At 63.9% G+C, this 18,657-nt stretch carries 17 protein-coding genes; 6 read left to right on the top strand and 11 right to left on the bottom strand.

Features of this window, described 5'->3' with window-relative positions; all coding sequences use genetic code 11:
• Positions 1-579 precede the first annotated feature (579 nt).
• From OW493_RS06975 to dksA, 3 genes are all read right to left on the bottom strand, one after another.
• Positions 580-2,079: a sigma-54 dependent transcriptional regulator gene (locus OW493_RS06975; protein WP_289863719.1), complete on the bottom strand. Its 1,500-nt coding sequence runs from the start codon at positions 2,077-2,079 to the stop codon at positions 580-582.
• Positions 2,080-2,207: 128 nt separating this feature from the next.
• Entirely contained in the window at positions 2,208-3,122 is a 915-nt protein-coding gene (gene gluQRS / locus OW493_RS06970; RefSeq protein WP_289863718.1) for a tRNA glutamyl-Q(34) synthetase GluQRS, read from the bottom strand.
• A 136-nt stretch (positions 3,123-3,258) separates the two neighbouring features.
• A complete protein-coding gene (dksA, locus tag OW493_RS06965; RefSeq protein WP_077379460.1) occupies positions 3,259-3,696 on the bottom strand; it encodes an RNA polymerase-binding protein DksA in 438 nt (145 codons plus the stop codon).
• A 275-nt stretch (positions 3,697-3,971) separates the two neighbouring features.
• Between dksA and OW493_RS06960 the strand changes: the two genes are divergently transcribed.
• Both OW493_RS06960 and OW493_RS06955 read left to right on the top strand, forming a co-directional pair.
• Entirely contained in the window at positions 3,972-5,156 is a 1,185-nt protein-coding gene (locus tag OW493_RS06960) for an aminotransferase class I/II-fold pyridoxal phosphate-dependent enzyme (protein WP_084209477.1), read from the top strand.
• Positions 5,156-6,022, top strand: coding sequence for a DNA/RNA nuclease SfsA (locus tag OW493_RS06955; RefSeq protein ID WP_289863717.1), 867 nt, complete (start codon positions 5,156-5,158; stop codon positions 6,020-6,022). The genes OW493_RS06960 and OW493_RS06955 overlap by 1 nt, the downstream gene beginning before the upstream one ends.
• 33 nt (positions 6,023-6,055) lie before the next feature.
• On the opposite strand, the gene OW493_RS06950 is transcribed toward OW493_RS06955, so the two are convergent.
• Positions 6,056-6,430, bottom strand: coding sequence for a Rieske 2Fe-2S domain-containing protein (locus OW493_RS06950; RefSeq protein WP_289863715.1), 375 nt, complete (start codon positions 6,428-6,430; stop codon positions 6,056-6,058).
• A 200-nt stretch (positions 6,431-6,630) separates the two neighbouring features.
• On the opposite strand from OW493_RS06950, the gene OW493_RS06945 reads away from it, so the two are divergent.
• Positions 6,631-7,692 carry a ChaN family lipoprotein gene (locus OW493_RS06945; protein WP_289863714.1) on the top strand — a complete coding sequence of 354 codons (1,062 nt, stop codon included), beginning with the start codon at positions 6,631-6,633 and terminating at the stop codon, positions 7,690-7,692.
• A 126-nt stretch (positions 7,693-7,818) separates the two neighbouring features.
• On the opposite strand, the gene OW493_RS06940 is transcribed toward OW493_RS06945, so the two are convergent.
• The 6 genes from OW493_RS06940 to OW493_RS06915 form a co-directional block, all read right to left on the bottom strand.
• On the bottom strand, positions 7,819-8,313 hold the full coding sequence (locus OW493_RS06940; protein WP_077379450.1) for a hotdog domain-containing protein: 495 nt from the start codon (positions 8,311-8,313) through the stop codon (positions 7,819-7,821).
• A gap of 235 nt (positions 8,314-8,548) precedes the next feature.
• Positions 8,549-9,163, bottom strand: coding sequence for a methionine biosynthesis protein MetW (gene metW, locus OW493_RS06935; protein ID WP_077379447.1), 615 nt, complete (start codon positions 9,161-9,163; stop codon positions 8,549-8,551).
• The gene (locus tag OW493_RS06930) at positions 9,156-10,349 is read right to left on the bottom strand and encodes a homoserine O-acetyltransferase (protein ID WP_077379977.1); all 1,194 of its coding nucleotides are present in this window, start codon (positions 10,347-10,349) and stop codon (positions 9,156-9,158) included. The genes metW and OW493_RS06930 overlap by 8 nt, the downstream gene beginning before the upstream one ends.
• A 269-nt stretch (positions 10,350-10,618) precedes the next feature.
• Positions 10,619-11,197, bottom strand: coding sequence for a YggT family protein (locus tag OW493_RS06925; protein WP_289863713.1), 579 nt, complete (start codon positions 11,195-11,197; stop codon positions 10,619-10,621).
• Between the two features lie 169 nt (positions 11,198-11,366).
• Positions 11,367-12,209, bottom strand: coding sequence for a pyrroline-5-carboxylate reductase (proC, locus tag OW493_RS06920; protein WP_084209472.1), 843 nt, complete (start codon positions 12,207-12,209; stop codon positions 11,367-11,369).
• A gap of 194 nt (positions 12,210-12,403) precedes the next feature.
• Complete coding sequence (locus tag OW493_RS06915; protein WP_289863712.1) at positions 12,404-13,156, bottom strand: YggS family pyridoxal phosphate-dependent enzyme; 753 nt, start codon at positions 13,154-13,156, stop codon at positions 12,404-12,406.
• Positions 13,157-13,351: 195 nt separating this feature from the next.
• On the opposite strand from OW493_RS06915, the gene OW493_RS06910 reads away from it, so the two are divergent.
• Complete coding sequence (locus OW493_RS06910) at positions 13,352-14,383, top strand: type IV pilus twitching motility protein PilT (RefSeq protein ID WP_084209471.1); 1,032 nt, start codon at positions 13,352-13,354, stop codon at positions 14,381-14,383.
• 204 nt (positions 14,384-14,587) lie between these two features.
• Entirely contained in the window at positions 14,588-15,742 is a 1,155-nt protein-coding gene (locus OW493_RS06905) for a PilT/PilU family type 4a pilus ATPase (protein WP_289863711.1), read from the top strand.
• A gap of 106 nt (positions 15,743-15,848) precedes the next feature.
• Here OW493_RS06905 and OW493_RS06900 read toward each other — a convergent pair whose 3' ends face one another.
• Positions 15,849-17,006 (bottom strand): anhydro-N-acetylmuramic acid kinase, encoded by a 1,158-nt coding sequence (locus tag OW493_RS06900; protein ID WP_289863710.1) that lies wholly within the window; start codon positions 17,004-17,006, stop codon positions 15,849-15,851.
• Positions 17,007-17,189: 183 nt separating this feature from the next.
• On the opposite strand from OW493_RS06900, the gene tyrS reads away from it, so the two are divergent.
• Positions 17,190-18,398: a tyrosine--tRNA ligase gene (gene tyrS, locus OW493_RS06895; protein WP_084209468.1), complete on the top strand. Its 1,209-nt coding sequence runs from the start codon at positions 17,190-17,192 to the stop codon at positions 18,396-18,398.
• The last annotated feature ends 259 nt before the right edge of the window (positions 18,399-18,657 follow it).

The raw sequence follows: 18,657 nt of genomic DNA, 5'->3' as shown, positions 1-18,657 counted from the left end.
CATCCGGCCATGAATCTCGGCCGTGCTTGCCTGTCATCATCAATGTCACTCGCTCGACGAATCTTGTTGTTGTTGGTGTCGAGGGTTTTCGAAGCCTTGCGCAATCTTGTTGTTGTTGGGCGCGCTTCGTATTTCCGGTTGTTCTTTTTCTTGACCGTGTTATTGCATCGGATGTGCCACAGCTTAAAAAAAACACGTAATTCAGTCATTTAGACATAGGTCGCTGAGACGTGAGGCGTAGGTGAGGCTGAGGTGTTACCTGACGTGGCCATTACCGCGCTGGATGGGGGCACTGTTTGGGGTCGATGGTAACAATTGGTGCGAAGGTCTAACGGAGTGACTCGCAAGCTAATGATTGGGAAGTGTTTTCCGGCATGGATTCGGCACTAAAGTCTAGCGAGGCCGGCAGGCTGCCTGCCGAGTCCTGAAGGGTTTGAGTGTTGATGTCTCGAAGACGGCCAGGTGAGTCGTGGGGGCGAGCACCCGCTTGGTGCAATGCGGATGGGGAGCCCGCAGGTCGGCTGGTGATCGTCAGCCTGCCCATGCGCCTGCTTGAGGGAGACATGTGCTGATGATGCCTCAGGACGTCGCGCTGCCACGGCGTGCCTTCTTGCGCGGGATACCCAGCCGCTGACGGCGCTCCCACAGATTCTTGCGGCTGATGCCGAGACGACGGGCTAGCTCCGTTTCGCTCATGTGGTCCTGATGTTCGAGAACGAAATGCTGGAAGTAGTCCTCGAGAGACAGGTCCTCCTCTTCCGGTGTCGGGTTGGCGAGTGGAGGTGCGGGTCGAGGGGGGGCGGTCTCCCGTGCCGGAGAGGCACCTTCGGCCTGCGGACGCGGTGCTGAGGTGACGGGAGGCGGCTGGTGGGCGAGGGGCTCCTGTGGACGGCCGCCAGCAGTATCGCTTCGCAGGACATGCTCGGCGCGCAGGCCCAGGTCTTCCGGGGCGATGATCCGACGGTCTGCCAGGATCACGCCGCGCTCCAGGGCATTCTCGAGCTCGCGCACATTGCCGGGCCAGCCGTACTGATGGATTTCCTGGCGCGCACGCTGTGACAGCCGCATCCCCTCCCGGGCATGCCGGCGCGCGATGCCCTTCAGCAGGTGTTCGGCCAGTTCCAGCACGTCATCTCCCCGCTCACGCAGCGCAGGCAGGTCAATTTCCATGACGTTGAGGCGATAATAGAGATCCAGGCGGAATTCGCCGGTCGCGGAGAGGCGGTGCAGGTCACGGTGAGTGGCCGCGATCAGGCGGACATCCACATGGCGCGTCTCGATGGCACCGACGCGACGTATCTCACCCTCCTGAAGGACACGCAGCAGGCGAGCCTGAGCATCCAGCGGCAGTTCCCCGATCTCATCCAGGAACAGGGTGCCGCCATCCGCGGCTTCGATCAGGCCGGTGCGTGAATTCGTCGCGCCGGTGAAGGCGCCCTTTTCATGCCCGAACAGCTCGGATTCGATCAGGGTTTCCGGGATGGCGGCACAGTTGACGCAGATCAGCGGTGCCTGATGCCGTCCGCTCTGGCGATGAATCGCACGTGCGACCAGCTCCTTGCCGGTACCGGATTCGCCAAGTACCAGTACGGTGACATCCGCGGGGGCCACCTTGCGGATGCGGGTGTAGACCTGCTGCATCGCACGGCAGTGGCCGATCATCTCGACCTGCGAGCCGGTGGCTCCGGAATGAGAGGAGGGGCGCGATGAGGGGGACGGCGCATCGTCATTGCGCGGCAAGGCCAGCGCCTCACGTACGCTGCGCGCGAAGGCCTCCTGATCGAAGGGTCTGGGCAGATAATCCGCGGCGCCGGCTTTCAGGCAGGCGATGGCGCCATGCAGGCTGGGGGGATCCGCCAGCAGGATCACCGGGGCAGGGTGACTGGCCTCGAGAACGGGCTTGGCATGTTCTCCGGCGAGCGCGACATCGCAGATGACCAGTGCAAACTCGCCGGGTTTCTGACGACAGGCGTCTTCAAGTCCATTGGCATGCACCACGCCGTGCCCGTCGCGCTCCAGCAGATGCTGAAGGGCAGTGCGTGTGGCACCTTCCTTTTCGATGATCAGAATCCGGGCCATGGAATGCTATCGCTCGCCTGATGGAGTGCGTGAAGAAATGAGATGGCGCTGATGCCTTGGCTATCTCGTACAAAGTCTCCCCTGTTCCCCGTGGGCTGGCAATCCGACAATCGTGGCTGGCCTGGTCGTCATGGAAATGGCATGGCCATGCGCAGTGACTGGGCCGCGCCAACGTTCGCGAGCGACCAGCGTGGCGTGGCGTGCGCCAGTTGTTCCGCGGGGCTGGCAGTGGCCAGCTCGGCTGGCGGTGCCTGTCCGAGCAGCGTCAGCGTGTGATGCAGCAGTTGGCGAATGGCGACTTCATCGACCGGCAGGGCCGGGGCCAGGTTCTGCTTGGAGAGCTTCTGCCCATTGTCGGCGGTGATCAGTGGCAGGTGCGTCAGGCGCGGTGTGGGGAGACCAAGGGACGCCTGCAGGAGGCGTTGCCAGGGCGTGTTGTCGAGCAGGTCCAGGCCGCGTACGACGTCGGTGATTCCCTGTTCGGCATCATCCACCACCACGGCCAGCTGATAGGCCCACAGGCCATCGCGACGCTTGAGCACCACGTCGCCGAGTGTCGTCAGTTCCTGCTGGATCGGACCTTGCAGGCGATCGTGCCAGCCGGCGATGGCACCGGCTCCACCGAAGCGCTCTGCCGCTCGCACGTCCAGACGCCAGGCGTGCTCGCCAGCGGGTGGCTCATCGCGATCGCGACACCAGCCCGGATAGACCGCGAAGTCCCGCCACTGCTTGCGGGAGCAATCACAGGGATAGGCGATACCCGTGGCCTTGAGCTTCGCGAGCGCCTCGTCGTAGGCGGCATGGCGATCACTCTGATAGCGCACCGCGCCGTCCCAGTGCAGCCCGAAGGCCTCCAGTTGACGCAGGATGGTGTCGGCGCTGCCTGCGGGGCAGCGTGGCGGGTCGATGTCCTCGATGCGCACCAGCCATTGGCCAGCGTGATGCCGGGCATCCAGGTAGCTGGCCACGGCCGCCAGCAGTGAACCGGCGTGCAGTGGGCCAGAGGGGGTCGGGGCAAAACGGCCACGGTAGGCGGTGGGCATCGGCAGGGCTCCGGCGTCCGTGATTGGGGGAATGTCTGGCTGTCCGGACCCCAACGCATACGGGCACCGCTCCAAGGAGGGTGCCCGTATGGGGGATGAGGTCGACGGCGGGCCGTCGGTTCACCGACAGCGGGGCTTAGCGGCCCAGCTGCTTTTCCTTCAGCTCGGCCAGCGTCTTGCAGTCGACACACTGGGTCGCGGTCGGGCGTGCTTCCAGTCGGCGGATACCGATCTCGACGCCACAGGCTTCGCAGAAGCCGTAATCGTCCTCATCGATGTTCTCGATGGTCTCGTTGATCTTCTTCAACAGCTTGCGCTCGCGGTCACGCGTTCTCAGTTCGAGACTGAAGCCCTCTTCCTGAGTGGCACGGTCTGCAGGGTCCGCGTAGTTGTTGGCATCTTCCTGCAGGTGACGCACGGTGCGATCAACCTCTTCCATCAGCTCCTGTTTCCAGTCCAGCAGGATTTGACGGAAGTGCGCTAGCTGCTTCTCGTTCATGTACTCTTCACCCGCTGCCGGCTCGTACGGGGTGAATTTCTTAAGCGCTTCCGGCTTGGTTTCAGCTACTGGCATGGGACCGCCTCATTCCGCAAGGTGACTTGGGCCGTCGACAGTCTGTTGCACTGCCTCCTTGGCCACGGCGAGGGGGCTGTCCTGACTGCTGCCCTCGCGAGAAGATCAGCTTATTTAGCGTAAAAATGACAAGTTTGCAACCGAACTCCGACGATAGTTTGTGCCGGCTCATGAACAGGCCTGTTCACGCAAACATGCATTTTCCTGTGAAAAGGGGGTGGGAATGGGCCTTGGCAGGTGCCTAGAATGAAGCTTCCGTCACGAGGAGTGCCATCATGCAGTTTGCCCGCCGTCTTGAATCCGTTGCCGCCTTTCGCGTGATGACGCTGCTGGAAGCCGCCCAGGCGCGAGAGGCTGCCGGGCATGATGTCATCCATCTGGAAGTGGGCGAACCCGACTTCCCGACCCCTGCGCCGGTGATCGCGGCCGGCCAGGCGGCATTGGCCGCCGGCCAGACTCGCTACACGCCCGCCTGTGGCCTGCCCGCGCTGCGCGACGCCATCGCGGCAGACTACCAGCGCCGTCACGGTGTCACGGTCTCGCCCTCGCGCATCATCGTCACGCCCGGCGCCTCTGGCGCTCTGCTGCTGGCCACCCTGCTGTGTGCCGAGCGCGGTGACAGCGTGCTGATGGCGGATCCGACCTACCCGTGCAATCGCCATTTCATGGGGCTGGTCGATGCCCAGCTCGACGTGGTGCCTGTCAGCGCCGAGAGCGGCTGGCAGCTGACCGCGGAGCTTGCCGATGAGGTCTGGCGCGAGAACACCCGTGCGGTGATGGTGGCATCTCCTTCCAATCCCACCGGGCACGTGTTGTCGCCACAGGAGCTGCAGGCGCTGGGGGAGCTGTGCAGAGCCCGAGACGCTCACCTGCTGGTCGATGAGATCTATCAGGGCCTGACCTATGGCGTGCCTGCACATACGGCGCTGGCGGAATGTCCGGATGCCTTCGTGATCAACAGCTTCTCGAAATATTTCGGCATGACCGGCTGGCGACTGGGCTGGCTGGTGGCGCCGGAAGCGGCGGTCGAGCCGTTGTCGCGCCTGGCCCAGAATGTCTTCCTGGCCGCCTCCACCCCCGCGCAGCATGCGGCGCTGGCGGCCTTCACGCCGGAGTGCGAGGCCGAGCTCGAACGCCGCCGCCAGGTGCTGGAGGCGCGGCGCGGCGTGCTGCTGGCCGGACTCGAACGTCTCGGGCTGGCACCGTCGGTTCCCCCGCAGGGCGCCTTCTACGTCTGGCTGGATATCTCGCACTTGAGTCATGACAGCGAGGCCTTCTGCCGTGCCTTGCTGGAGGAAGAGAACGTTGCCATCACGCCGGGGACCGATTTCGCGCTGGCAGATGGACGTCGCCATGTGCGGATCGCCTTCACGGCCGATGAGGCGCGTCTGCGCGAAGCCCTGACGAGACTTGAGCGCTTCCTGGAGCGGCGTGCTGCCCCGGCGGGAGCATCTGCCTGATGCAGTTGACAGGGTTGTATCGTGGTCGGCTGATCCGGCGCTACAAGCGCTTCTTCGCTGAAGTGGAGCTGCTCGAGGGTGAACGGGCAGGCGAGGTGGTGACGGCGCATTGTCCGAATACCGGCTCGATGCGTGCCGTGTGCGTGGAAGGCTGTGAGGTATGGCTGTCACCGTCCAACAACCCGAAGCGCAAGCTTGCCTGGACCTGGGAGCTGATTCGCCTGCCCCTGGACCCTCCCGGGGCTGGCGGTCGGCGTGAGGCCTTGGTGGCGGTGCATACCGGACGTGCCAATGCGCATGTCGAGGCGGTCCTGCGGGAGGGTGACTCGTCAGAGTGCCCGCCTGCACTGCATGCTGCGCTGCGTGAGAGAGGGCTGACGAATCTGGCGCGAATCGAGCGGGAGGCGCGAGTCGAGGTCATGCCAGCAGGCAGTGAGGTCGCGGAGCGCTCGCGGCTCGATTTCCAGCTATGGCCGCGCGATGAGCAGGCCGCCTCGATCTATGTCGAGGTCAAGCAGCTCACCCTGCGTGAGCCGGATGGGCATGGGTATTTTCCGGACTCGGTCAGTACGCGCGCGCGCCGTCACCTTGCCAGTCTTGCCGCGCTGGTCGCGGCCGGTCATCGCTGTGTGCTGGTGTTCTGCGTCGCGCACGATGCCATCGAGGATGTCGCGCCGGCGGCTCACCTGGACCCGGCCTATGCCGAGGCCTTCGCCGCGGCCCAGGCCGCCGGTGTCGAGGTGCTGGCGCTGAGGATGCAGGTCGCACTGGCGCCCTGTCACGATGACGCGAGGCAGCCGCTCTGGCAGGCGTCGTTGACCCTCAAGGAGGTGCTGCCGCTGCACGAAGCGCGCTTCTACGGGTAACGCCTGAGCTCACTCTGATCATCGCGGGGCACTTCAGTGCCGACTCTTCAGCACCAGCTGCGCCGGCGAGCCGTCAGGCCGCTCGATCGTCACGTCCAGCGCGGTCAGTCGCTGCCCCGTGCAGGGGCCACTGAGGCACAGGCCCTGCTGCGGCTCGAAGCAGGCCTGGTGACGATGACACAGGATCAGTCCGCCGGTGGCGTCCAGATAGGGGTCGCGGTGTTCGCGCTTGTCATGGGCGGGGTCAGCGATCAGGCGGCTGCCGCGGTGGGGACAGGCGTCGAGATAGGCGTGCAGTCCATCGGCCAGCCGGATCAGCATGGCCGGGCGGCCATCCTCGAGCCTGATCGGCAGGCTGCAGCCGATGCGCAGCTCCGGCAGCGGCAGGCGGAGCAGGCGGCGTGTCATGCGGTTCTCCTCTGAGTGGGCGAGAGGCGTTGGTGAAGAACGCGGTGCGTTCGGGCATCAGGGGGCTCGCATCGGGTATCATGGGGCAATGACGGCCAGCAGGGAATGCTCGGCTGCCGCTGGCAGTGCTCGACCTTCCGTGCGCGATGGACTGTGTCGCCGTTGGCCATTATCGCCTTTCTTCACGCCTGGTTATCTTCATGTCGCTATTTCATCGTCCCGCCTTCCTCCGTCCTGCCCCAGCTGGGCAGGCAGGCCTCACGCGTCGCCAGTTGCTGGCTGGCCTGGTCGCCGGCGCCGGCGGTCTCTCGTTGCTGGGGAGCGGGGCGCTGCAGGCGGCTCAGGCGCCGCCGGGGCCGCTTCCGCCCTTGCCTGCCTGGCATGATCCCGACGCCTCACATCCGTTGCTGGGCAGCATTCTCGTGGCGCAGGGCAATCGACGCCTGTCACCGGCGGCACTGGTGGACTGGGCGCAGGCGCATCCGCTGGTGCTGCTGGGAGAGCATCATGACAACCCGGATCATCATCTGCTGGAGCGCTGGCTGATCGATGCACTGGCGGCACGTCGTCAGTTGGGTGGCGTGGCAATGGAAATGCTGGATTCCCGTCAGGATGCGGCGCTGTCACTGGTCAATCGCACCTCGCTGGCCGTGGCGGGCCTGCCGGATGAGGAGCTGATGCGCCTGCTGGCATGGGATGCACGCTGGAAATTCACCGATTACTCGAGCGTGTTGCGTGGTGTGCTGGACAGCGGCGCCCCCCTGTCGTCCGCCAGTCTGACCAGAGAGCAGGTGCGCGCGGTGATGGCCCAGGACCAGACGGCGCCAGCACTGCCGGAGGCCGTGCTGAGGCTGCAGCGCGAGGCGCTGGATGAAGGCCACTGTGGTCTGCTGGGGGCAGAGCGCCTGGATGGTCTGCTGCGTGCCCAGCTGGCGCGTGATCAGCAGATGGCGGAGCGTCTCGAGGCGCTGGCCAATCGCGATGCCACGGCGTTGCTGGTGGCCGGCAGTGGCCATGCGCGTCGCGATATCGGCGTGCCGCGCTGGCTGACCCGGGATTCGCTCTCCATCGCGCTGATGCCGGTGGCCTGGGGGGAGGAAGGTCAGCCGCTGACCCAGCTCGATGACTATCTTCCGGAAAGTGCGGGGGCGGCCCCGGCGTATGACCTGGTGTGGTTCACCCCGGCCGTCGCTCAGACGGAGGATGCCTGTGCGGGACTGCGTGAGGCGGCGGATATCGCCACGCCGGATCTGCCGGGCTGAGAAAGCGGGCCGGGCGAGCAACGCTGGCATGAAAAAAGGCACCTCCTGTGAGGTGCCTTTTGCGTTCTTGCATCGCGTCGCTCAGTCGGGCTGCGATCAGTCGGGCTGCGCTCAGCCGGGCTGCGCTCAGCCGCTCTTGACGTCGACCTGGCCTTCCGCACGACGACGGGCCGCTTTCTGCGGCGTGGCATCCCCGTCGGCGTCATTGGCCTGGCTGTCGTTGCTGCCGGCCTGCTCGCGGAAGCGATCCTCGATATACGTGATACGAGTGCGTCCGTGGGGCACCGGCTTGAAGTCGGCATCGACACTGACCAGCACGATGCGGTCGATGGTCAGGATGCGTTCACGCGTGATCTTGTTGCGGATCTCGACGCACAGCGAGATGGACGTGCGGCCAAAGGCGCTGGCGGTGATGCCCAGCTCGATGATATCGCCCTGGCGCGCACTGGAGACGAAGTTGATCTCCGACATGAACTTCGTCACCACGCGGGAAGTCCCCAGCTGGACGATGGCGTAGATGGCCGCTTCTTCGTCGATCCAGGCCAGCAGACGTCCACCGAACAGGGTGCCGTTGGGGTTGAGGTCTTCGGGCTTGACCCATTTGCGGGTATGGAAGTTCATGCACTCTCTCCTCGGGATGCCGGCGCACCTCACCGGAAGTGCGAGCCGTGATCCTCAGCTGCGTTTACCCCGAAAGTATATAGACTTTAGTTGCGACTGTCTGTGCATGGCCCGGATAGCGCAACGCTATCGCGGCGCGGGGAGAGCGCGGGGAGAATTGGCGGCGTCATGACGCGAAACGGCCGGCAGGGACTCCCTGTCGGCCGTCTTTCCAAAGGCGGTGTGGCGAGTGTGATCAGCGCTTGTCGGGCGGACAGTTGTCGCGGCAGACGCGGAAGATGGCCACCTCTCCGAACAGATTCGGCCACCAGGTCGCCGCCGGATGTGGCTCGTGATCGCCATTGCCGACTGCGCGGTCGATGATCTTGAGGCCCTGGGCACGACACAGCCGCTCGAAGTCCGCAAAGGTCGAGAGGTGGATGTTGGGGGTATCGTACCAGGCGTGCGGCAGTGACTTGGAGACCGGCATGCGCCCCTTGAGCCCCAGGTGCAGGCGGTGACGCCAGTAGGCGAAATTGGGGAAGGTGATGATGGCTTCACGTGAGACGCGCATCATCTCTTCCAGCGCACGGTCCGGGCGGCGCAGTACCTGCAGGGCCTGGGACATCACCACGCGATCAAAGGTGTCATCGGCGAAATTGGCCAGACCATCATCGACGTTCTGCTCGATGACGTTCACGCCGCGCGCCACGCAGGCGCTGATGTTGTCGGGATCGATCTCCAGTCCGTAGCCGAATACCCCCTTGGTCTCCTTGAGCGAGGCCAGCAGGGTGCCATCCCCACAGGCGAGATCCAGCACGCGGCCACCTTCGGGAATCCAGTCGTGGATCTGGGCGAGGTCGTTACGCATGGCTGGCCTCCTGGGGAGCGGTGTGCAGGGGAGAGGCTGCGTTGCAGGCCTTGTCGTATGCGCGGGTCAGGAAGTTGCCCAGCACTGCCTGATAGCGCTCTCCCGGCAGCAGGAAGGCGTCATGGCCGTGAGGAGAATCGATGTTGGCATAACTGACGTTCTTGCCGGCATGGATCATGGCGTTGACCAGCTCGCGCGAGCGTGACGGAGCGAAGCGCCAGTCGGTGGTGAAGCTGACGACGAGTACCGGGCAGCTGATCGGTGCCATGGCCGCGGCCAGATCATCGCCGGCCGTGGCGGCGGGGTCGAAGTAATCGAGTGCCTTGGTCATCAGCAGGTAGGTGTTGGCGTCGAAGGCGGTGGAGAAGGTGTCGCCCTGATGGCGCAGATAGCTCTCGACCTGGAAGTCGACGTCGTAACCGAAGTTGAGGCGGTCCTGGCGCAGGTCACGCCCGAACTTGGTCCCCATCGAGTGCTCGGAAAGATAGGTGATGTGACCGACCATGCGGGCCAGCTTGAGACCGCGCTTGGGCACGGCATCGACGCGTGAGTACCAGCCGTCATGGAATTCCGGGTCCGAGCGGATGGCCTGGCGCGCGACTTCGTTGAAGGCGATGTTCTGCGCCGAGAGCTTGGGGGTACAGGCGATGATGGCGACGTGCCCGACGCGCTCGGGATGATCCATCGCCCACTGCAGTGCCTGCATGCCGCCCAGTGAGCCACCGACCACCGCGGCGAAGCGCGTGATGCCGAGACGTTCGGCGAGGCGCTTCTGACTCTCGACCCAGTCCGGCACGGTCACCAGCGGGAAATCGGGGCCCCATTGTTCGCCCGTTTCCGGGTTGATCGAGGTCGGGCCGGTACTGCCGTGACAGCCGCCGATATTGTTCAGCGCGATGACGAAGAAGCGTGAGGTATCGATGGGCTTGCCGGGGCCGATGTAGTCGTCCCACCAGCCGGGCTTGCGATCACTCATCGCGTGGTAGCCGGCGGCGTGATGGTGTCCGGTCAGGGCGTGGCAGATCAGGAGGGCGTTGCTGGCATCAGCGTTCAGCTCGCCATAGGTCTCGTAGACCAGCGAGTACTGTTCGAGGCGTCTGCCGCAGGCCAGCTCCAGCGGTGTATCGAAGTGGGCAGTCCGGGGCGTGACGAGACCGACCGAATCCGGGGGAAGGGAATCAGGCATCGTGGTGAAGGTTTCCAGCATCATGTCCAGCAGAGTGTTCGGGCAGAGCCCGTGTCCGGGGCGCGAAGCCGCGGTGATGCGCCTTGTGGGCGTCTCGTGCACCGTGGTTCTGGCTTCGGCCGAGGGATCACTCTAGCACAGCGTCGGGCGCGCGTGAGCCAGTGGCACAGGCAGGAAGCACAGGCGCCCGCAGCGGAGGTTCCGTTGCGGGCGCCTGGAGGGACACCGCGAAGCGGCGATGTCACGTCTGGCAGGGAGGAGCGTGCGTATCAGCCGAAGACGCTACGCAGCATGCCGATGGTCGGCAGCGTCTGACTGACCAGACTGCCGATCAGGTTGAGGGCGATGAACACGAAGATCGGCGACAGATCGAGCATGCCGATCGACGGGATCACCTTGCGCACCGGCTTCATGATCGGGTCCACCAGCTGATGGACCAGGATGGCGCCCGGGTGGTTGGCCTGGGGGGCGACCCACGACAGGATGATCATCGCGATCAAGGCGAAGAAGTAGATGTTGATGATGCTGTCGAGCATGGTGCCCAGTGCCGTCAGCGCGATGAAGCCGATCGGCAGCATGCCGCCGAACAGCGCGCCGATGGCGACCAGCGCCAGGCTGACGACGATGAAGGCGGCCGCCAGTGTGGCGATGTCGAAGCGCCCCAGCGGGCGCAGGATGCCCTGCAGCGGTGCCACCAGCGGATTGGTCGCCTTGACCACCGACTGGGTGACCGGATTGTAGAAATCTGCACGAGACAACTGCAGCAGGAAACGCAGCATCAGTATATAGACGAACAGTTGCAGCAGGATGGTGACCAGCTGAAGTCCGATGTTACCCATAGCACCCATGGGGCCTTCCTTAAGACGGTGAGTTGAGGACGCGAATCTGGTGTCGGCGTGTCATGCCATCAGCATGCCAATCCGAGATGAACGCAGCATGATGGCGGTTTCCCGAGTGGGCTGCCAGTCAGGCGCTCTGCACGCTGCCACTCGTGGCGTGGCAATCCCGCCACTGGGGTTACTGGTCCAGCTCACGCGCCAGCTCTGCAGCCCTTGCGCTGGACGCCTTGGCTGCACGGCTGACGATCTCGCGCAGGCCATCTCCCTCGAAGCTGTTGATGGCGCGTTCGGTGGTGCCATTCGGCGAGCAGACACGGCGACGCAGCTCTGCCGGCTCGTGCTCGCTGGTGAAGGCCATCTGCGCGGCGCCGCGTCCGGTCTGGATCGCCAGTCGGCGCGCCGTCTCGGCATCCAGTCCCAGTTCGATACCGGCGGCTTCAAGCGCTTCGATGAACAGGAAGAAGTAGGCCGGGCCGGAACCGGAAATCCCGGTGACCGCTTCCAGCAGACCTTCTTCCTCGACCCATTCGACGATACCGACCGCGGTCAGCATCTCGTCCATCAGCGCACGTTGCTCATCGGTCACGCGCGAGGTGGCGTAGAGGCCGCTGGCACCGACGCCCACCAGCGAGGGGGTATTGGGCATGCAGCGGATGATGGCAAGCTCTCCCCCCAGCCAGCGCTCGAGACTGTCGCAGGTGATGCCGGCCGCGACCGAGATGACCAGCGGCTTGCGCTCCTGTACGGCAGGCGCCAGGGCCTGGCAGACGTCATGCATCATCTGGGGCTTGACGCCCAGCACGATGACATCGGCACGTGCGACGGCGTCAGCGTTGTCCTGGGTCGTGGTCACGCCGTAGCGTTGCTCGAGCGCCTCGAGGGTATCGCGTGAACGGGCCGTCGCGATGATGCGGTCTGCCGGATAGCCGGCCTCGATCATGCCGCCGAAGATGGCGCTGGCCATGTTGCCGGCACCGATGAAGGCGATGGTGCGGGGAGTGGCGGAGGTCTGGTGCGTCATGCGGTGCTCCTGATCGTTCGGATGGGATGGGCCGGCGAGCGGTGAGTCTGTGCACTTTACCGCGGCTGCTTCGCGAGAGTGACGTTCGTGGCAGTGAACCGTGCGTCCGAGGCTGCCGGAGGTGACTCGTCCGCGGGCTGCGCATGCGTCAGTGGCGTGCGTGAATCGTGTGCGGGCGGCGTCAGTGAGTGGTCTCAGTGGGCGCTGGAATAGTCACGCGCTCCGAAGAGGGCCGTGCCGAGACGGACCAGCGTCGCGCCTTCGGCGACGGCGGCCTCGAGATCACCACTCATGCCCATGGACAGGGTGTCGAGCTTGGCCTGAGGGTAGCGGGCCGCGGGGAAGCGAGCCTGCAGCTGCTCCAGCAATACGCGCAGTGTCCTGAAGGGCGCCTGCCTTTCCTGCAGGTCAGCCTCGGATGAGGCGGGGGCGGGAATCGCCATCAGGCCTCGCAGTCGCAGGTTGGGCAGTGCCAGCACCGTCTCGGCCAGGGCAATCAATTCCTCGGGTGTGACGCCTGCCTTGGTGGCCTCGCCGGAGACGTTCACCTGCAGACAGATGTCGAGTGGCGGCAGGGTCTCGGGGCGTTGCTCGCTCAATCTGCGAGCCACCTTCTCACGCTCGACGGCATGTACCCAAGAGAAGTGTTCGGCAATCGCGCGGGTCTTGTTGGACTGGATGGGGCCGATGAAGTGCCATTCGATATCGGTGAGGTCCGACAGCGCCTGCTGCTTGTCCAGCGCTTCCTGCAGATAGTTCTCGCCGAAGGCCCGCTGGCCATTGCGCCAGGCAGCACGAATCATCCGGTCGGGCTTGGTCTTGCTCACCGCCAGTATCCGGGCTGCCTCTACGTTGCGTTTACTTGCCAGCAGTGCCTTTCCCAGCCGCGCACGGGCCTCTAGGATACACTGAGTAACACAAGCTTCGTCGTCGGGGACTGCAGTCATGCGGCTCGGCTCCAGAATTTGCGAAATATCTTCACGGTTGATGGCTCGGCGTCGTGGGCGCCACCGGTAGTATGGGCTGGATAGGGCGTTCGTCATGATATCCACCGCACCATCTGCTGAAGAGCCACATCACACTTACACCCGAGTCCACGGGACTCGTTGGTACAAGAGCTTCGGTCTTCGCGAGGGATCTGCATGGATATTACCGAACTGCTGGCTTTTTCGGCAAAACAGAACGCATCGGATCTGCACCTGTCCGCCGGCCTGCCACCGATGATTCGCGTCGATGGTGACGTACGACGCATCAACGTCCCTTCGATGGATGACAAGCAGGTGCGTGCGCTGATCTACGAGATCATGAACGACAAGCAGCGTCGCGACTTCGAGGAGTTCCTCGAGACGGATTTCTCCTTCGAGGTTCCGGGCGTCTCGCGCTTCCGTGTCAATGCTTTCCATCAGGGGCGGGGGGCGGGTGCCGTCTTCCGTACCATCCCGTCGGAAGTGCTGACGATGGAAGATCTGGGTCTCGGCGAGGCGTTTCGCAAGATGTGCATGCTGCCGCGTGGCCTGATTCTGGTCACCGGTCCGACGGGGTCGGGCAAGTCGACCACGCTGGCGGCAATGATCGATTACATCAACGAGAACAAGTACGACCACATTCTCACCATCGAGGACCCGGTCGAGTTCGTCCACCAGTCCAAGCGTTGCCTGGTCAACCAGCGTGAAGTGCATCGTGATACCCACGGCTTCGCGCCGGCTCTGCGTTCGGCACTGCGTGAGGACCCGGACGTCATTCTGGTCGGCGAGCTGCGAGATCTCGAGACCATCCGTCTGGCACTGACGGCCGCCGAGACCGGGCACCTGGTCTTCGGCACCCTTCACACCACCTCGGCGACCAAGACCGTCGACCGCATCATCGACGTCTTCCCGGGCGAAGAGAAGGCGATGGTGCGTTCGATGCTGTCCGAATCCCTGCAAGGGGTCATCGCGCAGACGCTGCTCAAGAAGGTGGGCGGCGGGCGCGTGGCAGCGCACGAGATCATGCTTGCCACTCCTGCCATCCGCAACCTGATCCGTGAGGACAAGGTGGCGCAGATGTATTCCTCCATCCAGACAGGTGGTGCGTTGGGGATGCAGACGCTGGATTCGGCGCTGACGCGACTGTTGGCCGAGGGGCTGGTGACCAGCGAAGACGCGCAAGCGAAGGCCAAGGGGCTGCTGGGATAGTGCGCGACGGCCGTGCAGTGGTGTTGCCAGACGACATCAGTGACAGGGCAATGCCCATGGCCGAATCCAGGTCGAGACAGGCGAGACGGCACGCCTGAAGACCATCACGGGCGTTGTCTTCGTCGGGACGGATGGTCGTTGCGATAAACGATAATAAAACCGTAGTTTGAATGTGACTTCACAGAGTGGATCGGGACACGGCTCATGACTCCTCATGAATGGCTGCAGGAACTCCTGCAGTTGATGGTCAGCAAGGGCAGCTCGGATCTTTTCATCTCGACGGGGACTCCGCCGCAGATGAAGGTCAATGGGCGAATGGCGGCGCTGGGTGACAAGAAGCTCGGTGTCGATCAGGTGCGAGAACTGGTGCTTGCGCCGATGAGCGACATGCAGCGAGAGCGCTTCGAACAGGAGCGTGAGGCCAATTTTGCCCATAGTTTGCCGGGGGTGGGGCGTTTCCGGATCAGCGCCTTCTATCAGCGTAGCCAGATGGGCATGGTCATCCGTCGCATCCAGCTGTCGATTCCCAGCCTGGAAGAACTGCGCCTGCCGGAAATCATCAAGAGTCTCTCGGAGACCAAGCGTGGTCTGGTGATCTTCGTCGGGGGCACGGGTGCCGGCAAGTCGACCTCGCTGGCCTCGATGATCCAGCACCGCAACCAGACCTCGAGTGGCCATATCATCTGCATCGAGGATCCGATCGAGTACATCCATCCCCATCAGCGCTCCATCGTGACCCAGCGCGAAGTGGGGATCGACACCGATTCCTTCGAGGTGGCGCTGCGCAACACGCTGCGCCAGGCGCCGGACGTGATCATGATCGGCGAGATCCGTTCGCGTGAGACCATGGAGCATGCGCTGACCTTTGCGGAAACCGGTCACCTGTGTCTGGCGACCTTGCACGCCAACAACGCCAACCAGGCGCTGGATCGCATCATCCACTTCTTCCCGGAAGAGCGTCACGAACAGGTATGGATGGACCTGTCACTGAATCTCAAGGGCATCGTGGCCCAGCAGCTGCTGCCTCACAAGAGTGGCAATGGCGCACAGCGAGTGCCGGCCATCGAGGTGATGCTGCGCTCGCCGCTGATCGTCGATCTGATCCGCAAGGGGGCGGTGGTGGAGATAAAGGACGTGATGAAACGCTCCCAGCAACAGGGCATGATGACCTTCGATCAATCGCTCTATGCGTTGCATCAGCAGGACCTGATCACCGAGGAGGTGGCATTGGCGCATGCCGATTCCGCCAATGACCTGCGTCTGATGATCAAGTTCGGCGATTCCGACAGTGCTCAGGAAGCGCAACTGGATGTGATGAATGCCGCCAGTCGCTTCTCGCTGCAGGACGACGATGGCTGAAGTCCGTGGAGAATCTGGCCTGCGACGGTAGATGTCTCAGGTACTCGACGAAGCCGCGCTTCTGTTTTGCCAGGAGCGCGGCTTTTTCATGTCTGCGCGCGATGGGTCAGCGTGCGTAGAGGCCCCCCAGGACTCTGGGGCCGCGTGCTCCCGTCACGCTGACGAGATTGCCGGGGCGCTCCAGCACTCTGCGGGCGGCCAGCCACGCGAAGGCGCTGGCTTCGAGGAGATCGGCATTCCAGCCAAGCGAGGCGCAGGTGGTCAGGCCGGTGGGGTGGCTTGCATGCGCAAGGCGCTGTTCGAGCGCGGCCATCAGGGCGGTGTTGCGCGCTCCGCCACCACAGGGTGTCAGTCCCGCCAGTGATACGCCGGTATGCTCAAGTGCACGCGCGATGCTCTCTACCGTCAGGCTCAGCAAGGTGGCCTGCACATCGGCAGGGGCCTCGCTGCCTGTCAGGTGCTGCTCCAGCCAGTCGAGATGGAAGTCCTCGCGTCCGGTACTCTTCGGCAGCGGTCGAGTGAAGTAATCCGCGCTGAGCAGACGATCCAGCAGCTCCTCGATGACATGGCCGCTGGCGGCCCAGCTGCCCTGAGGATCAATCGCGGCCCCCTGATGGCGTGCATGCCAGGCATCCAGCAGGCAGTTGGCCGGGCCGGTATCAAAGCCGATCACTGACGCCTGCGAGTCCAGCGGCGGGAGCAATGTCAGGTTCGCGATCCCCCCAAGGTTCAGCAGTCCCCGCCACTGGTCTGGCTGAGCGAACAGCGCTGAGTGAAATGCCGGCGCCAGAGGCGCTGCCTGCCCACCGGCCGCCAGATCCCTGCGGCGGAAGTCTGCCACCACGGGGATGCCGGTCAGCTCGGCCAGCAGGCTGGGGTTGTCGAGCTGCAGGGTGTAAGGCGTCTGACAGGGCTGATCGCTGAAGCCATGCGGGCGGTGCTCGATGGTCTGTCCATGACTGCCGATGGCGCGAATGTCTTTCGGTGCCAGTCGCTGGCGAGACAGCAGCTGGCGGATCGCGTCGGCGGCCAGTTCGGCCAGCGCCTGCTCGGCTGCGGCAAGATCACGAAAATGCGCATGGTCCTCGTGCATCAGGCGCCAGAGGCGAGTGCGCAGGGGTTCCGGAAGCGGCAGATCCAGACCGTCGATGAAGCGGATGTGCTCGCGCAGCGCAGTGCAGTCCTGATGGGGTTCGATATCGAGCAGGGCGACATCGAGGCCGTCGAGGCTGGTGCCTGTCATCAGGCCGAGGTAAAGCGCCATGGAGATCTCCCGGGCAGTGAAACGTGGGTCAGCGAGTCTGCCGTGCGCCCCCGAGTCGCGGAAGTCTGGTTGGCATCCTCATGGCCAGAGGCAGAGCAGGGGTGCATGGTCTGCGTGTCATGCTAACATTCTCGGCCAACATGCCCCGTTACGAGGGGAGCAGCAACGGTCAGAGAGGGCAGGATGAGCGACAAGTCAGTAGTGGAAGCGCTGGAGATCATCAAGCGCGGTACCGATGAGGTGCTGGTCGAGGAAGAGCTGATCAAGAAGCTCGAGTCCGGACGCAAGCTCAGGGTCAAGGCGGGTTTCGATCCGACGGCGCCGGACCTGCACCTCGGGCATACCGTGCTGATCAACAAGCTGCGTCAGCTGCAGGATCTTGGCCACGAGGTCATCTTCCTGATCGGGGACTTCACCGGACGCATCGGTGATCCGACCGGCAAGAGCGTGACGCGCAAGCCGCTGACCGAAGAGGACGTGAAGGCCAATGCCCTGACGTATCAGGAGCAGGTCTTCAAGATTCTCGACAAGGATCGCACGCGAATCGCCTTCAACTCCGAATGGATCAGCAAGCTCTCTGCCAGCGACATGATCGAACTGGCGGCTTCCAGCACGGTGGCTCGCATGCTCGAGCGCGATGATTTCGACAAGCGTTACACCGGCAACCAGCCGATCTCCATTCACGAGTTCCTCTATCCCCTGATCCAGGGCTATGACTCCGTGGCGCTGGAGGCGGATATCGAACTCGGCGGTACCGATCAGAAGTTCAACCTGCTGATGGGCCGTGAGCTGCAACGCCAGCGTGGCCAGGAGCCGCAGGTCGTGATCACCATGCCGATCCTCGAAGGTCTGGATGGCGTGCAGAAGATGTCCAAGTCGCTGGGCAACTACATCGGTATCAATGACCGTCCGGGCGAGATGTTCAACAAGATCGTCTCCATGCCGGACTCGCTGATGTGGCGTTACTTCGAGCTGCTCTCGCTGCGCCCCATGGAGGAAGTGAAGGCGCTGATGGCCAGCATCGAGAATGGCGCCAATCCGCGCGACATCAAGATGGAGCTGGCTCGCGAGCTGGTGGCGCGTTTCCACGATGAAGAGGCGGCTGCCACGGCTCACCTCTCCAGTGGCAACCAGCTGGCAGAAGGTGAGCTGCCCGCGGACATGCCGGATGTCACCGTGAGCCTTGAAGGGGCAGAGGTCGCGCCGATCGCCGCCGTGCTCAATCGTTCAGGTCTGGCCAACAACAGCGCCCAGGCCAAGGACATGCTCAAGAATGGTCGCGTGAAAGTCGATGGAGACGTGATCGAGCCTTCCTACATGGCGCCTTTCGATACGGCCATCGTCATCCAGGCTGGCAAGAAGCGCTACGCACGTGTGACGGTGACTCGCTGATCCGACGCGAGATGTCTGACCGACCATTCGGCCCCGCCATTTCTGGCGGGGCCGAATGTGTTTCTGGCCAGGGAAGAAAGGTGTCAGCAAGCGACGGCGAGACGAGGTCAAAGGAGCAAGAAGAGGTGATGAGAGAATAGGTGTCGCCCGCATGTCCTCGAAATGACAATCGATGGAAAAAGCCCTTGCCCTCAGCCCGGATCGTGCGTAAAGTACGCATCCGCTGCCGGGGACGCATGGCGTTACCAGCGGTGAAAGA

This window comes from Cobetia sp. 14N.309.X.WAT.E.A4 (assembly GCF_030397495.1).
GTDB classification, from domain to species: Bacteria; Pseudomonadota; Gammaproteobacteria; order Pseudomonadales; family Halomonadaceae; genus Cobetia; species Cobetia marina.
The sequence above is the reverse complement of the archived record's forward strand: the minus strand, read 5'-3'. Positions and strand labels throughout refer to the sequence as shown.

Bases quoted from the DNA above. Each gene is read 5' to 3' on its own strand.
- OW493_RS06975 (WP_289863719.1), bottom strand. From the start codon at position 2,079: ATGGCCCGGATTCTGATCATCGAAAAGGAAGGTGCCACACGCACTGCC.
- gluQRS (WP_289863718.1), bottom strand. From the start codon at position 3,122: ATGCCCACCGCCTACCGTGGCCGTTTTGCCCCGACCCCCTCTGGCCCA.
- dksA (WP_077379460.1), bottom strand. From the start codon at position 3,696: ATGCCAGTAGCTGAAACCAAGCCGGAAGCGCTTAAGAAATTCACCCCG.
- OW493_RS06960 (WP_084209477.1), top strand. From the start codon at position 3,972: ATGCAGTTTGCCCGCCGTCTTGAATCCGTTGCCGCCTTTCGCGTGATG.
- OW493_RS06955 (WP_289863717.1), top strand. From the start codon at position 5,156: ATGCAGTTGACAGGGTTGTATCGTGGTCGGCTGATCCGGCGCTACAAG.
- OW493_RS06950 (WP_289863715.1), bottom strand. From the start codon at position 6,430: ATGACACGCCGCCTGCTCCGCCTGCCGCTGCCGGAGCTGCGCATCGGC.
- OW493_RS06945 (WP_289863714.1), top strand. From the start codon at position 6,631: ATGTCGCTATTTCATCGTCCCGCCTTCCTCCGTCCTGCCCCAGCTGGG.
- OW493_RS06940 (WP_077379450.1), bottom strand. From the start codon at position 8,313: ATGAACTTCCATACCCGCAAATGGGTCAAGCCCGAAGACCTCAACCCC.
- metW (WP_077379447.1), bottom strand. From the start codon at position 9,163: ATGCGTAACGACCTCGCCCAGATCCACGACTGGATTCCCGAAGGTGGC.
- OW493_RS06930 (WP_077379977.1), bottom strand. From the start codon at position 10,349: ATGCCTGATTCCCTTCCCCCGGATTCGGTCGGTCTCGTCACGCCCCGG.
- OW493_RS06925 (WP_289863713.1), bottom strand. From the start codon at position 11,197: ATGGGTGCTATGGGTAACATCGGACTTCAGCTGGTCACCATCCTGCTG.
- proC (WP_084209472.1), bottom strand. From the start codon at position 12,209: ATGACGCACCAGACCTCCGCCACTCCCCGCACCATCGCCTTCATCGGT.
- OW493_RS06915 (WP_289863712.1), bottom strand. From the start codon at position 13,156: ATGACTGCAGTCCCCGACGACGAAGCTTGTGTTACTCAGTGTATCCTA.
- OW493_RS06910 (WP_084209471.1), top strand. From the start codon at position 13,352: ATGGATATTACCGAACTGCTGGCTTTTTCGGCAAAACAGAACGCATCG.
- OW493_RS06905 (WP_289863711.1), top strand. From the start codon at position 14,588: ATGACTCCTCATGAATGGCTGCAGGAACTCCTGCAGTTGATGGTCAGC.
- OW493_RS06900 (WP_289863710.1), bottom strand. From the start codon at position 17,006: ATGGCGCTTTACCTCGGCCTGATGACAGGCACCAGCCTCGACGGCCTC.
- tyrS (WP_084209468.1), top strand. From the start codon at position 17,190: ATGAGCGACAAGTCAGTAGTGGAAGCGCTGGAGATCATCAAGCGCGGT.